This window comes from Micromonospora sp. WMMD967 (assembly GCF_029626165.1).
Taxonomy (GTDB): Bacteria; Actinomycetota; Actinomycetes; order Mycobacteriales; family Micromonosporaceae; genus Micromonospora; species Micromonospora taraxaci.
Map to the genome: position 1 here is coordinate 6216230 of NZ_JARUBK010000001.1, position 14863 is coordinate 6231092.

Consider the following 14863-nt stretch of genomic DNA (forward strand, 5'->3'; position numbering starts at 1 on the left):
ATGGCCGTCACGCTCACACCGATCCCCGCGCGGGCGGAGCACGCCCGACCCGTCCGCGACCGGCACCACCGCGGCGCGAGCCGCTGGGTGGTGCTCGCGGTGGTCACGATCGGCGCGCTGGTCATGCTGGTGCCGTTCGCGTTCATGCTGCTCAACGCGTTCAAGTCGCCCGGTGACTACTCGTCGGGCGGGCCGCTGAGCTGGCCGACGGAGTTCTACACCAAGGGCCTGCGGACGTACTGGACCGCTGTCGACTTCCCACTCAAGCTCTGGAACTCGGCACTCATCGCCGGCTCCGTGGCGGTGCTCGGCGTGGCCGTGTCGCTGCTCAACGCGTACGCCCTGGGCATCGGCCGGGTCCGTGGCCGGCTCTGGATCGTCGGTCTCTTCCTGCTGGCCAACATGCTGCCGCAGGAGGCGCTGATCTACCCGCTCTACTACGTGGCCAAGGAGGTCGGGCTCTACAACACCCGACTCGCGGTGATCATCATCTTCACCGTGATCCAGAGCGCGTTCGGCACCTACCTGCTCGCCTCGGTGCTGGGCACGTTCCCGCGCTCGCTGCTGGAAGCCGCCGCGCTGGACGGCGCCAGCAAGTGGACGGTGCTGTGGCGGGTGGTCTTCCCCAACCTGCGGCCCACCCTCGCGGTGCTGCTCATCTTCTTCTTCATCTGGACCTGGAACGAGTTCCTCATCCCGCTGGTCATGCTCATCGACAACCAGACGCAGACCATCCCGGTCGCGCTCGCGTCGCTACAGGGCGACCGGCTGATGGACGCTCCGACCACCAACGCCGGCTCGCTGATCAGCCTGGTGCCGGCCATCCTCTTCTTCCTCATCTTCCAGCGCACCCTGGCGCGCGGCATCACGGCAGGAGCCGAGAAGTGAAGTTCACCGACGGGTACTGGCAACTGCGCCCCGGTGTCAGTGTCCTGCGCCCCGGCACCGTGGAGTCGGTCGAGCCGGACCAGCGCGGGTTCACCGTCTTCGCGCCGACCGGCCGGATCACCGGACGCGGCGACACCCTCAACCGCCCCCTGGTCACCGCCCGGTTCTTCTCCCCCGCCCCCGGCGTCATCGGGGTGACCATCGCCCACCACACCGGCGGGCTGCCCCGGGAGCCGCGCTTCGGGCTGACCACCGACGACACACATCCCGTCGCCGTCGACGTCAGCGGTCTCAGCGCGACGCTGACCACCGGTGAGCTGACCGCGCGCGTCGCGCTCGTCGACGGGTGGCGCGTCGACTTCCGGCACGGCGACCGGCTGCTCACCGCCTCCACCGAGCGCAGCATCGGCCTCGTCACCGACGCCGAGGGCCGGCAGCACGTCCACGAGCGGCTCGCGCTCGGTGTCGGCGAGACGGTGTACGGGTTGGGCGAGCGCTTCGGTCCGTTCGTGAAGAACGGGCAGACCGTCGACATCTGGAACGCCGACGGCGGCACCGCCAGCGAGCAGGCGTACAAGAACGTGCCGTTCTACCTCAGCAGCGCCGGCTACGGGGTCTTCGTGGACCATCCGGAGCACGTGTCGTTCGAAGTCGGCTCCGAGATCGTCACCCAGACCCAGTTCAGCGTCGAGGGGCAGTCGCTCACCTACTACATGATCGACGGGCCCACCCCGAAGGACGTGCTGCGCCGCTACACGGCGCTCACCGGCCGCCCGGCCCGCATCCCCGCCTGGTCGTACGGGTTGTGGCTGTCCACCTCCTTCACCACCTCGTACGACGAGAAGACGGTGACCGAGTTCGTCGACGGCATGGCCGAACGCGGGCTGCCACTGTCGGTGTTCCACTTCGACTGCTTCTGGATGCGCCAGTTCCACTGGGTCGACTTCGTCTGGGACCCGGCGACCTTCCCCGACCCGGAAGGGATGCTGCGCCGGCTGCGCGAACGCGACCTGAAGGTGTGCGTGTGGATCAACCCGTACATCGCGCAGCGCTCGTACCTCTTCGAGGAGGGCCGGCAGGCCGGCTACCTGGTGCGCAGACCCGACGGGTCGGTCTGGCAGTGGGACAAGTGGCAGGCCGGCATGGCGCTCGTCGACTTCACCAACCCGGACGCGGTCCGCTGGTTCACCGGCAAGCTCAAGGTGCTGCTCGACATGGGCGTGGACTGCTTCAAGACCGACTTCGGCGAGCGCATCCCCACCGAGGTGGTGTGGCACGACGGTTCGGACCCGCAGCGGATGCACAACTACTACTCCTACCTCTACAACAAGGCGGTCTTCGAACTGCTGGAGGCGGAGCGCGGCAAGGGCGAGGCGGTGCTGTTCGCCCGCTCGGCCACGACCGGTGGGCAGCAGTTCCCGGTGCACTGGGGCGGTGACTGCGAGGCGACGTTCGCCGCGATGGCCGAGTCGCTGCGCGGTGGGCTGTCGCTGGCGTCGTCCGGCTTCGGTTACTGGAGCCACGACATCGGCGGCTTCGAGGGCACCCCCGACCCGGTGGTGTTCAAGCGGTGGGTCGCCTTCGGGTTGCTCTCCTCGCACTCCCGGCTGCACGGCTCCGGCTCGTACCGGGTGCCGTGGGCGTTCGACGACGAGGCCGTCGACGTGCTGCGGCACTTCACCCAGCTCAAGCTCCGCCTGATGCCGTACCTGGCGGCCGCCGCCGAGGAGGCGCACCGCGACGGTACGCCGATGATGCGACCGATGGTCGTGGAGTTCCCGGACGACCCGGCCACCGCGTACCTGGACCGGCAGTACATGCTCGGCCCCGACGTGCTGGTCGCCCCGGTGCTCAGCGCCGACGGCCACGTCACCTACTACGTGCCATCCGGCACCTGGACGCACCTGGTCAGCGGGGCGCAGGTCACCGGCCCGGCGTGGGTCACCGAGAAGCACGCGTTCGACAGCCTCCCCGTGCTGGCCCGGCCCGGCGCGGTCATCCCGTTCGGCGCACGCGACGACCGCCCGGACTACGAGTGGGCGGACGATGTGCGGCTACGGCTGTACGCACCGGCCGAGGGGCAACGGACCCGGGTACGGGTACCGTCACCCGGGCACGGGCCGGGCGCCGAGTTCGACGTGCGCTACGAGGACGGGACGGCCAGTGCCGCACTGGTCGTCGGTACCTCGACGGGCTACATCTGCGAGATCCAGGGGACTGAACGATGACGCAACACCACTTCCCGGAGAGCTTCGTCTGGGGATCGGCGACGGCGGCGTACCAGATCGAGGGCGCGGCCAACGAGGACGGGCGCGGGCCGTCGATCTGGGACACCTACAGCCACACACCGGGTCGGACGCTGAACGGCGACACCGGCGACGTGGCCGCCGACCACTACCACCGGTGGGCCGACGACCTCGGGCACATCGCCGACCTCGGGCTCGACGCGTACCGGTTCTCCATCGCGTGGCCACGGGTGCAGCCCGGCGGCTCGGGCGCGTTCAACCAAGCCGGCATCGACTTCTACTCGCGGCTGGTCGACGGGCTGTTGGAGCGGGGCGTCCGCCCGGTGGCGACGATGTACCACTGGGACCTGCCACAGGAGCTGGAGGACGCCGGCGGCTGGGCGGTGCGGGAGACCGCGCTGCGCTTCCAGGAGTACGCCGCGGGGATCGTCGGCGCGCTGGGCGACCGGGTGCACACCTGGACGACGCTGAACGAGCCGTGGTGCTCGGCGTACCTGGGCTACGCCTCCGGCGTGCACGCGCCCGGCCGGACCGAGCCGGCAGCGGCACTGGCCGCGGTGCACCACCTGAACCTCGCGCACGGGCTGGCCGGGCGGGTGGTCCGGGAGCTGGCCCCGGCCGCCGAGCTGTCGGTGACGCTGAACCTGCACGTCATCCGGGGTGCGTCCGAGTCGGAAGCGGATCAGAACGCGGTACGACGGATCGACGCGTTGGCCAACCGGGCGTTCCTCGGCCCGATGCTCGACGGGGCGTACCCGGCCGACCTGCTGGCCGACACCGCGGCCGTGACCGACTGGTCGTTCGTCCAAGACGGTGACGAGAAGCAGATCGCGGTGCCGCTGGACGTGCTCGGGGTCAACTACTACTCCAGCACCCTCGTGCGGGCGTGGGACGGGGTGTCGGCCCGCTCCGACGCCGATGGGCACGGGGCGTCGACCTCGACGCCGTGGGTCGCCGCGGACGACGTGGACTTCCTGCCGCAGCCCGGCCCGTACACGGCGATGGGGTGGAACATCGACCCGCCGGCGCTGACCGAACTGCTGCTGCGCCTGCGGCGCGAATACCCGAACCAGCCGATGATGATCACCGAGAACGGCGCGGCGTTCGACGACGAGGTGTCGGCCGACGGCCGCATCCACGACGACCGGCGGATCGACTACCTGCGCCGGCACATCGGTGCGGTGGGCGACGCCCGGGCGCAGGGCGCGGACGTCCGTGGCTACTTCGTCTGGTCGCTGCTGGACAACTTCGAGTGGGGCTACGGCTACGACCGCCGTTTCGGCATCATCCGGGTCGACTACGACACCCAGGTACGCACGTGGAAGGACAGCGCCCACTGGTATCAGCGCCTCGCCGCGACCGGGCAACTGCCGGACGCCTGACAGTCAACGGAGTTGCTCGTCTGCCCGGCGGGCGAGCAACTCCGGCCCTGCCCGACGCAGGACACATCGGCCGCGGGGCGAAACCGGACGACGGTCAGCCCGGCTCTGCCGCCAGCCCGACCGCGGGGCCGCGCCGACGCCGGGCCATCCAGCCGACCCCTTCCGCGCTGAGCGCGTACATGACGACCGGGGCGACGACGAGGAGCGCGGCGACGACCGCCACCACCGGCACGTAACGGGCGGACACCTCCGAGAGGACGGCGCCGACCACTGCGTACCCGATGGCCAGCACGACAGCGGCGATCGTGGACAGCGCCACCACCCGGCCGGTCCCCCGCGACCGGCCGACTGCCTGCCCGATTGCCACGGCCGGCAGGAAGAGCAGGGGAAGCAAGGCCACGCCGGCGACCGCGGCTGCCAGCGCGAGCACCGGCCCGGCCAGCGGACCGCCCAGACCGGACCCGGTGACGACCGCGAACAGCAGCAGACCGAAGTAGACCGCTACCGACTGGGCGACGAAGGTCAGCCAGGCGGCCGCCATGCCCGCCAGGTGGCGAGTGATACCAACAACCATGGGGTCCGCCCTCCCGATCCCGACAGCGGCGCGGCTGTCCACGGTCGGAGGCTACGTGAGGTCACACCCCTGGGTGGCCCCGTCCCCGCCTCGCCCTGTCCGATCCCCTCAGACGCCGACGCGCTGCGGCGGAACGGTGAGCCCGTACAGCTCCATCAACTCCGGCGTGTCGACCCGGCTGCCGTCGGCCACCGAGTCGCAGGCGATGTCGACGATCTGGTCCTTGTGCGCCAGCAGGTAGGGCCGCGCGCCGACGTCGGCGCTGGCCAGCGTGGCGATGCCGGGCCAGTGCCGGCGACCGAAGAGCATCGGGTAGCCGCGCAACCCGTCGTAGGTGGCGCAGACCAGCACGTCCGGGTACGGCAGCGCGGCCACCCGGCTGACCGCCGCGGCGGTCAGACCCGGCATGTCGACCGGGACCACGACCACCGCCTCGATCCCCTCGTCGTCCATCGCGGCCAGGCCGGCCCGGATGGACGAGCCGACTCCGGTGCCCCACGCCTTGTTGATCACAACAGTGGCCCTGCCCAGGTCGGCGGTTTCCCGGACCTGCTCGGCGGCGGCGCCCAGGACGACCACGATGTGCTCGCAGCCCGCCTCGGTCATCGTGTCGATCATCTGATTGACCAGGGGCTTGTCCCCCTGGCACAGCAGTGCCTCGGGACCACCGATCCGTCGTCCCCCACCCGCTGCGATGATCATTCCTGCGATCCCGTTCAGCTGCGCCCCCTCTGGCACGGGACGACCGTGACCGATCCGCCCCTTCCTACGGACACTGCAACGAGGACGGCCAGTCGAGGGTGGCGGGGCGAAAAGGAGAAATAGCACAACCGTTACGCATCGCCGCACCTGCGCGGTGGGCGGCCGGTTTGATCGACTCCACATCGGCGAGGCGGCGGTTTCCGGGCGACGGGATGCCCCCACATCGCCGACCTGGAGTTGATCACCGCGGGGACGCAGGCACGCGCACCGCCCGAGGGCGCAGGCACGCGCGCACCGCCCGGGGACGCAGGCACGCGCGCACCGCCTGGGAGTCAGGTGGCGTCGGCGTAGCAGTCGACAACCGACAGATCCAGCGGAAACCGCACCGGCGTGGCACCGAAGAGCAGCGCGGAGGCCCGCTCGCCGGACCGCGTGACGGCCTCGGCGACCGCCGCCGCCTGCGCGGCGGGAGCGTGCACCATCACCTCGTCGTGCTGGAAGAAGACCAGCTCGGCTTCGGTGCCGGTCAACTCCGTCCGCAACGTGGCCAGCAACGTGGAGGCCCACTCGGCGGCGGTGGCCTGGATGACGAAGTTGCGGGTGAAACGACCCCGGGACCGTGCCGCACGAGCCCGCGGACTCTGTGGATCGGCCGCCCCTTCCGGATCGGATCCCGCGTCGTCGAGATCGCCGAACCCGGCCGAGCCGGGCGGGCACGTCCGCCCCAACCACGACCGCACCAGCCCACCCGTCTCACCGGTACGGGCCGCCGCCTCGACGTAGCCGAACGCGGTCGGGTAACTGCGCTTCAGCACCGCCAGGGCGGGCACCGCGGCACCCCCGGTCTGCCCGTACATCGCGCCGAGCAGAGCCACCTTGGCCTTGGCCCGGTCACCGCCGAACGAGTCGCGGGCCAACGCGGCGTAGAGGTCGCCGGCAGCACCCGCCGTTGCCAACCGAGAGTCGCCGGACACCGCGGCGAGCACCCGAGGCTCCAACTGGCCGGCGTCGGCGACCACCAGCCGCCAGCCCGGATCGGCCACCACCGCCCGTCGGATCACCTTCGGGATCTGCAACGCGCCACCACCCCGGGTGGCCCACCGGCCGGAGACGACGCCACCCGGCACGTACTCCGGTTGGAACCGGCCGCCCTGCACCCACTGCTCACGCCAGGCCCAGCCGTGCGCCGTCCAGATCCGGTAGAGCTCCTTGTATTCCAGCACCAACGGCACCGCCGGATGATCGACGCCGCGCAACACCCACGCCCGGGTGTTGGGCAGCTCCACCCCGGCCCGGGCGAACGCCTTCAGCAGCTCCGCCGGGGAGTCGGCGTGCAGATGGCGTACGCCGAGCGCGTCGGCGATCCGGGCGGCCAACTCGGCGAGACGACGTGGCGGGCCACCCACCGGAGACGGCTCACCCAGCAGCTCGTGCAGGATCTCGTCGTGCACGTCGGCCCGCCAGGGCAGCCCGGCGACCCCCATCTCCACCGCGATCAACGCGCCGGCGGACTCGGCGGCCACCAGCAGCCGGAACCGACCGGGATGCTCGGTGGTGGCGATTCGGGCGAGCTGGTCGGCGTACACCTGGATCAGTGCCTCGATGCCCGGGCCCGGCGGGCCGGGCATCGTGTCGAAGAGCGCGCCCTGGCCGTGCCCGGGTGGCGCGGCGGTGCGCGGCGGCGGGTCGGGCGGCACCACGGCACCGGTCAGCCGGGCCCAGGCGGCGGCCAGCGAGCGGGGCTCACCCCAGCGGCCCGCGTGCCCCAGCAGCAACGCCTCGGTCAGCTCCACGTCGTGACACCTGTCGACTCGGACGCCGGCGCGCAGCAGCGCCGGGTAGACCGACGCGGAGCCGGACCAGACCCAGCGCGGGTGCTCGGCGGCCTCGCGGGCGGCGACGGCGGCAGTCAGGTCGGTGACGGCCTCGGTCGGGCCGGCCGGGCGACCGGCGGGGTCGAGCGGGCACAGCACTCCCCCGCCCCGCTCATCAGCCACCACCGCTACCAGCACGAACGCGATTCTGCCTCTCCCCTCCGACAGGAACCGAGGCGCACCTCACCCGTTTCGGGTCAGTAGCGTGTCGGGCCCTGTCGGTAGCGTGACGTGGTGCCTCCGCAGATCCCGCATCCCGATCCAGGCACTCCGGACACCCGCGGTCCGATGCGGTACCTGTGGTGGCTCACCCGCCGCCAACCCTGGCGGGTGCTGCGCGGCAGCCTGCTCGGCACGGCCTGGATGATCGGGCTGTCGGCCCGGCCCTACCTGATCGCCCGCGCCGTCGACGACGGTCTCCGCGCCCGCGACACCCGGGCGCTGGCTTTCTGGGTCGCGGCCATCGTCGTCGCGGGGGTGGCTCTGTCATTCCTGGGCATCATGCGGCACCGCACGATGACCTTCATCCGGGAGGACGCCAAGGCCCGTTCCGCCGAGGTCCTGCTGCGTCACCTGTCCCGGATCGGCTCGGTGCTGCCCCGTCGGGTCGCCTCCGGTGAGGTGTCCACCATCGGCGGCTCCGACATCGACTGGACGGCGCAGGTGCTGACGCTGACCGGGCCGGGCGTCGGCGCGGTCGTCGCGTACGGGGTCATCGCCGTGGTGCTCTGGTCGATCTCCCCGATGCTCGCGTTGTGCGTGCTGGTGGGGGTGCCGGCGGTCGGGCTGGTCGTCGGGCCGCTGCTGCGCCGCCTCGAACGGGCCGAGTCGATCTACCGCCGGCAGCAGGGCGCGCTCACCGCCCGGTCCGGTGACATCGTGGCCGGGCTGCGGGTGCTCGCCGGGGTGGGCGGTCGGGGCCTGTTCGCCAGCCGGTACGCGGCCCGATCCCAGGAGCTGCGCGCCGAGGGCTACCGGGTGGGGGCCGTCATCAGCTGGATCGACGCGGCGACGGTCGCCATCCCCGGGCTCTTCCTGGCGGCGGTGGTGTGGCTGACGGCGCGGATGGCGGTGACGGGTGACGTCACGATCGGGGAGCTGGTCGCCGTCTACGGCTACGTGGCGACCCTGATCGTGCCGGTCTGGTTCCTGCTGGAGGGCAGTCACCAGCTGATCCGGGGGCGCGTCGCCGCCCGACGGATCATCGGCCTGCTCACCGTGACCGCGGACGACGTCGGCGGCCCGGGTCGCCGGTGGTCGGGCCCGGTGCCCGGGGCACGCCAGCCAGAAGCCCTGGCGGCGCCGGACGGCCCCGCCGACCTGTACGACCCGGTGACCGGGCTGACCGTCCGCGCCGGCCGGCTGACCGGGGTGGCCGCCGACGACCCGGCGGCGGCCGTGGCACTGGCCGACCGGCTCGGCCGGTACGTGGTCAGCGACACCACCTGGGGTGGTGTGCCGCTGGCCGGTGTCGCCCTGGACGAGGTCCGCTCCCGGATCCTGGTCGCCGACCACGATTCGTACCTCTTCGCCGGGACACTGCGCGACATCCTGCGCGCCGGGGCGGCCGACGGCGACGACCGGGTCGACGCGGCAGTGCGGACGGCCTCGGCCGAGGACGTGGTCGATGCCCTGCCGGCCGGGCTGGACACCCCGATCGACTCCCGGGCCCGGACCCTCTCCGGCGGTCAACGCCAACGGGTCCGCCTCGCGCGCGCCGTCCTCGCCGAACCGGAGGTGCTGATCCTCGTCGACCCGACGTCGGCGGTGGACGCGCACACCGAGGCGCGGATCGCCGAACGGTTGCGGGTCGCGCGGGCCGGGCGCACGACGGTGCTCATCGCCACGTCACCGCTGCTGCTCGGCCGGGCCGACCTGGTCGCGCACCTGAGCGGCGGCCGGATCACCGCCACCGGCAGCCACGCCGACCTGCTCGACTCCGACGCCGACTACCGGCATCTGGTGGCCCGGGGCAGCGACGATCCCGACCCCGAGCCCGCCGACACCGAGGAGGCGTACCAATGAGCCGGCTGCCGGTGGCCGACCGGGTCACCGTACGCCGGGCGTTGCGCGACATGATCAGCCGGCACCGGCGCGCGGTAGGGGTCGTGCTGGCGCTGCACGGCGCCGCCGCGGTCGCCGGGCTCGCCCCACCGTGGCTGCTGGGCACCATCGTCGACCGGGTCACCGCCGGCGCGGGCGTGGCCACTGTGGACCGGCTGGCGCTGGCCATCGCCGGCTGCGTCGTGGTCAGCGCGCTGCTTTCCCGGTACGCGCAGTACGCCGGTCACCGCTTCGGCGAACGAGCGGTCGCGGAGCTGCGCGAGGAGTTCGTCTCCCGGACTCTCGGGCTGCCGGTCTCGGTCGTCGAGCGCGCCGGTTCCGGTGACCTGGCCACCCGCAGCTCGGTCGACGTGGCGACGGTCGGGACCACAGTCCGGAACGTGGTGCCCACCATCGTCATCGCCTCGGTGCAGTTGACGTTGCTGTTCGGTGCGGTCTTCCTGCTGCATCCGCTGCTGGGGCTCGCGGCGTTGGCCGGGCTCCCGTCGATCGTGGCGGTGACCCGCTGGTACCTGCGGCGGGCCAGCTCCGCGTACCTCACCGAGGGCGCGGCGGCAGCCGAGTTGACCGAGACGCTCACCACGACCGCCGAGGGCGCGCGCACGGTGGAGGCGCTGCGGCTGACCGACGACCGGGTCCGGCACGGCACCGACCGGATCACCCGCGTGTGGCGGGCCCGGCGGGCCACCCTCGCGCTGCGTACGGTGTTCTTCTCGGTCGTGGAGGCCAGCTACCCGCTGCCGATCGCGCTGGTGCTGCTCGTCGGCGGTTATCTGCTCTCCCGGGGCATGGTGTCGCTCGGCGCGGTGGTCGCCGCCGCGCTCTACCTGCAACAGGCGATCGACCCGTTGGACCGGCTGTTGCAGTGGACGGAGCAGGCGCAGCGGGGCTTCGCGTCGTACGCCCGGGTGCTCGGCGTCGGCCTGGTCCCGGCGGAGCCGCCGGGCCGGACGGCCACGTCGCGGGGTGAGCGGCTCGTCGTCCGCGGTGCGCGGTTCTCCTACTCCGGCGGGGCGGACGTGCTGCACGGCATCGACCTGGAGGTGCAGCCCGGCGAGCGGCTGGCCGTCGTGGGCCCGTCGGGCGCCGGCAAGTCCACCCTGGCCCGGCTGCTGGCCGGGATCGACGCGCCCCGACAGGGTGTGGTCAGCATCGGTGGCTGCCCGGTCACCGACCTCGACCCGGCCGAGCGTCGCCGTCGGATCGCCCTGGTCACCCAGGAGCACCACGTCTTCATCGGCTCGGTACGGGACAATCTGTCGTTCGCCGCGCCGGACGCCTCCGACGAGCAGATGCGGGCCGCGCTCGACACCGTGGGCGCCGACTGGTTCGCGGGGTTGCCGGAGGGCCTGGACGCCACGCTCGGCGACGGTGGCCGCCAGCTCGGCGCGGCGGAGGCCCAGCAGCTCGCGCTGGCTCGGCTGGTGCTCGCCGACCCGCACACGCTGATCCTCGACGAGGCGACCGCCGCGCTCGATCCCACCACGGCCCGTCGCACCGAGCGGGCTCTGGCCGCCGTGCTGGTCGGGCGCACCGTCATCGCGATTGCGCATCGGCTCAACACCGCACACGACGCCGACCGGGTGGCCGTGCTGGCGGGCGGCCGGATCACCGAGATCGGCAGCCACGACGACCTGGTCGCGGCCGGCGGGGCGTACGCCGACCTGTGGCGCTCCTGGCACACACCGGCCGACGAGCACCGGAGATGACGAAGAAGCCCCTCGGCAGGCGAGGGGCCCCTTCTCGTCCGGGTGGTTACTTGCCGACCCCCGCGGTGAGGCCGGACTGCACCTGCCGCTGGAAGATGATGTAGACGATGAGTACCGGGAGCATCGCCATGGTGACCCCGGCGAACAGACCGGACCAGTCGGACTTGTAGCCCTGGTTGACCGAGAGTTCGATCAGGCCCTGGGCGATCACCTGGTTCTTCGGCTCCCCGGCGACCGACTGCATGAGCAGGGTCGGCAGGTACCACTGGTTCCACTGACCCAGCACGTTGAAGATGCCGATGCTGATCAGACCGGGCTTGGACATCGGCAGCATGACGCTGAAGAAGAGCCGGCTGTGCGACGCGCCGTCGACCATGGCCGCCTCGGCGATGGTGTTGGGCAGCGTCCGGAAGAACGAGTGCATGAAGAAGACGGTGAACGACAGCGACCAGGCCACGTACACGAGGATCAGCATGAGGTGCTTGTTCGGGCCCAGCAGCGGAAGGTGGACGCTGGTGTTGTAGACGCCCTTGAACAGCGGCACCGCGGCCAGGTAGATCGGCAGGGTCAGGCCGGAGAGGAACACGTAGTAGATCAGCCGGTTGCCCCGGAACTCGTAACGGGCCAACGCGTACGCAGCCATCGAGCCCAGCAGCATGGTCAGGGTGACGCTGCCGGCCAGCACCAGCACGGTGTTGAGGAAGAAGGACCCGAGGTGCCCTGCGCCCCAGGCCCGGCTGAAGTTGTCCCAGTTGAGCTTGGCGGGAATCAGGGACAGGGGCTGGCGGATGACCTCCGAGTCGGTCTTCAGCGCCGACATCACCACCCACAGCAGCGGGTAGATCACCATCACGGCCCAGACCAGCAGGAAGATGTGGGAGAAGCCGTTGAAGAACTTGCCGCCGAGCCCGTCCGAGGCGGACTTGCCGCCCTTTCCACCCTCGGGTGCGGTGTTCGGGTTCTGGTCGGGCCGGGTCAGACCATCGTGAGTCGCCGTGCTCATCGTCCAGCCTCCTCAGTACTCGATACGGTCGCGACGGGTGATCCTGAGCTGCACCGCGGCGAGCAGGATCGTGAAGATCGCCAGGGCGACACCCATCGCGCAGGCGTAACCGAACTGGCCCTTCTGGAACGCGGTGAAGTTGAGCACCGACGCGAAGATCTCGCTGGCGTGGTTCGGGCCACCCTGGCTGGGCGTCATGACGAACACCAGGGCGTACATGTCCAGCGCGATGAAGCCCAGGTAGACCCAGGCGACCGAGACGGTGTCACGCAACAGGGGCAACGTGATCTTGAAGAAGGTGTGGAACCGGCTGGCCCCGTCCAGGAGGGCCGCCTCGTAGATGTCCTTCGGGATGGACTGCATCGCCGCCGAGAAGAGCACCATGTAGAAGCCGGCGCCGCTCCAGACCGCGATCAGCAGCAGCCACCAGAGCACCGCGGGCACGCCGAGGAAGGGCTCCGGGTCGGCGGTGAAGGCGATCGGGTTGTCCGCGTCCACCAGACCGATCTTGATCAGCAGACCGTTGATCAGGCCCTGACCGTCGCTGCGGTAGATCTGCTGCCACATGACGGCGATGACCACCAGCGACAGCACCTGCGGGAAGAAGAAGATGATTTTGTAGATCCCGGAGCCGAACACCCCCCGGATGCCGGCCCTGTCCTCGCGTCCGCCCACATTGAGCAGGAACGCGAGGAACAGGGCCAGCGCGATGGTGAACAGCGGCACGGTGATCAGGAAGAAGACGTTGTGCCAGAAGGCCTTCCTGATCAACTCATCCGACAACAGCCGGACGTAGTTGTCCAGACCGACGAAGTTCTGGGTGTCCGAGTAGCCACCCCAGTCGGTCAACGAGTATCCCGCCGCCTGCACGAAGGGCCACACCACGTAGAAGAGGTACAGCGCAAGCGGCAAGGCCAGGAAACCCGTGACGAAACGCGCAACACCGTGCCGCATGGTCACTCACTTCTCTAGCTGATCAGGGCCTGTCAGGCGGTACGGGTCTGCTTCTTGACGGAGGAGTCCTTGGCGACCTTGTCCGCGGCCGCCTGCATCTTGTCGACAAACTGCTGCGCGGTGAGGCGCCCCGCCATCAGCTCCTCGGACAGGTTCTGGCTCTCCTTGTCCAGGTCGGCGTAGAAGTCCGGGAACTTGACCGAGATCAGGTCCGTGCTGCCGCTCTTCATGAGCGTGTTGGCGGAAGCCAGCGCGGTGTCCTGGACGTTGTCGCCGGAGCCCTTGGTCGAGGCGAGCGACTTGGTCAGCTCCGCGAACTTCGCCGAGCCGGCCTTGGAGAGGATGGCCCGCAGGAACTCCTTCGCGGCCGCCTTGTTCGGCGCCTTGCTCGGCACCACGAAGCCCTCGCCGGAAGAGGCGTAGACGTCCTTGGGTGCCTTGTCGCCCGGCTTGGTCCAGTAGTCCGACAGGGTCATCTCGAAGCCCGGCGGGATGGTCGCGGCCATCTCGTTCTTCAGCCAGGTGCCGACCTGGATGAAGGCGGCCTTGCCGTCGAGCCAGGCCTGCTGCGACTGGGTGTGGTCGAGCTTGCCCGGCAGCAGCAGCTTGTCCTTGACGAGCTTCTCCCACGGCTCCAGCGCCGCGACGATGCCGTCGGCCTTCCAGGCGTTGTCCTTCAGGTTGTCGATGTCGATGATCGGCTGCTTGCCGACGGCCTTCCAGATGCTGGCGAAGAGCGCCCAGCGCGGGTAGTAGCCGTGCGCGGCGTCGTGCACGTACGGCGCCATGCCCTTGGCCTTGATCTTCGGCGCGAGTGCGAAGAAGTCGTCCCAGGTGGTCGGCGCCTGCCAGCCCTCACGCTTGAACAGGGCCGCGTTGTACCAGTTGCCCCAGACCGTGTAGGCCACGTTCACGACGTAGAACTTGCCGTTCTGGGTGCCGTCGGTGACCGTGCCCGGCAGCAGCGAGTCGGCAACCGTGCCCTCGCTGTCCCACGCGGGGGCGGTGAGCAGGTCGTCGAGCGGCTCGATCGCACCCTCGTTGATCAGCGTGCTGCGATCCATGATGTCCGCGCCCGAGTTCATCACCAGGTCGCTCGGCTGGGTCGCCATCTTCGGCTGTTCTTCGGTCTTGATCTTCTGGGTGGAGCTCATGTTGACGGTGATGTTCGGGTGCTTGGCGTTGAAGAGGACCTTGTCCTCCTTGGCCCACTGGTCACCCAGACCGCCGTTGAAGACGACCACCTTGACGGCGCTGCCGTCCTTGACGCCGAACGGGTTGTCCTTGCTCTTCGCGGCACCGCTGTCCTCGGACTTGGACGGCTCGCTGCCGGCGCAGGCACTCAACATGCCCGCCGCCGGAACGGCGAGCAGACCGGCCGCCGCGGCGCGCTGCAACAGGGTCCGACGGCTCAGGTCACCGATGTTCTCGGGGGAATCCGACATCTTTGACTCTCCTTGTGGTGTC

The 14863-nt window shown here is 70.6% G+C and carries 11 protein-coding genes; 5 read left to right on the forward strand and 6 right to left on the reverse strand.

Annotated elements, in window-relative coordinates; genetic code table 11:
* From O7631_RS27905 to O7631_RS27915, 3 genes are read left to right on the forward strand one after another with little or no spacing between them, the layout of a single operon-like run.
* Positions 1-888: a carbohydrate ABC transporter permease gene (locus O7631_RS27905; protein WP_278147014.1), complete on the forward strand. Its 888-nt coding sequence runs from the start codon at positions 1-3 to the stop codon at positions 886-888.
* Positions 885-3116, forward strand: coding sequence for an alpha-xylosidase (gene yicI, locus O7631_RS27910; RefSeq protein WP_278147015.1), 2232 nt, complete (start codon positions 885-887; stop codon positions 3114-3116). Before O7631_RS27905 ends, yicI begins: the two co-directional genes overlap by 4 nt.
* Positions 3113-4516, forward strand: coding sequence for a GH1 family beta-glucosidase (locus tag O7631_RS27915; protein ID WP_278147016.1), 1404 nt, complete (start codon positions 3113-3115; stop codon positions 4514-4516). Before yicI ends, O7631_RS27915 begins: the two co-directional genes overlap by 4 nt.
* A 94-nt stretch (positions 4517-4610) precedes the next feature.
* Here O7631_RS27915 and O7631_RS27920 read toward each other — a convergent pair whose 3' ends face one another.
* From O7631_RS27920 to O7631_RS27930, 3 genes are all read right to left on the reverse strand, one after another.
* The gene (locus O7631_RS27920) at positions 4611-5090 is read right to left on the reverse strand and encodes a hypothetical protein (protein WP_278147017.1); all 480 of its coding nucleotides are present in this window, start codon (positions 5088-5090) and stop codon (positions 4611-4613) included.
* Between the two features lie 108 nt (positions 5091-5198).
* Positions 5199-5792: an NTP transferase domain-containing protein gene (locus O7631_RS27925; protein WP_278147018.1), complete on the reverse strand. Its 594-nt coding sequence runs from the start codon at positions 5790-5792 to the stop codon at positions 5199-5201.
* Positions 5793-6124: 332 nt separating this feature from the next.
* Positions 6125-7834, reverse strand: coding sequence for a bifunctional 3'-5' exonuclease/DNA polymerase (locus tag O7631_RS27930; RefSeq protein ID WP_278148042.1), 1710 nt, complete (start codon positions 7832-7834; stop codon positions 6125-6127).
* A gap of 120 nt (positions 7835-7954) precedes the next feature.
* Here O7631_RS27930 and O7631_RS27935 point away from each other — a divergent pair, with 120 nt between their 5' ends.
* Both O7631_RS27935 and O7631_RS27940 read left to right on the forward strand, forming a co-directional pair.
* Entirely contained in the window at positions 7955-9691 is a 1737-nt protein-coding gene (locus O7631_RS27935) for an ABC transporter ATP-binding protein (protein ID WP_278148043.1), read from the forward strand.
* Positions 9688-11439, forward strand: coding sequence for an ABC transporter ATP-binding protein (locus tag O7631_RS27940; RefSeq protein WP_278147019.1), 1752 nt, complete (start codon positions 9688-9690; stop codon positions 11437-11439). Before O7631_RS27935 ends, O7631_RS27940 begins: the two co-directional genes overlap by 4 nt.
* A gap of 46 nt (positions 11440-11485) precedes the next feature.
* Here the strand turns inward: O7631_RS27940 and O7631_RS27945 are convergent, their stop codons facing one another.
* Genes O7631_RS27945 through ngcE form a run of 3 tightly spaced genes read right to left on the reverse strand, consistent with a single transcriptional unit; the run spans position 11486 to position 14841 of the window.
* Positions 11486-12442: a carbohydrate ABC transporter permease gene (locus O7631_RS27945; RefSeq protein ID WP_347403526.1), complete on the reverse strand. Its 957-nt coding sequence runs from the start codon at positions 12440-12442 to the stop codon at positions 11486-11488.
* 12 nt (positions 12443-12454) lie between these two features.
* Positions 12455-13396: a sugar ABC transporter permease gene (locus tag O7631_RS27950; protein ID WP_278147020.1), complete on the reverse strand. Its 942-nt coding sequence runs from the start codon at positions 13394-13396 to the stop codon at positions 12455-12457.
* A gap of 32 nt (positions 13397-13428) precedes the next feature.
* Positions 13429-14841 (reverse strand): N-acetylglucosamine/diacetylchitobiose ABC transporter substrate-binding protein, encoded by a 1413-nt coding sequence (ngcE, locus tag O7631_RS27955; protein ID WP_269683287.1) that lies wholly within the window; start codon positions 14839-14841, stop codon positions 13429-13431.
* Between the last annotated feature and the right edge of the window lie 22 nt (positions 14842-14863).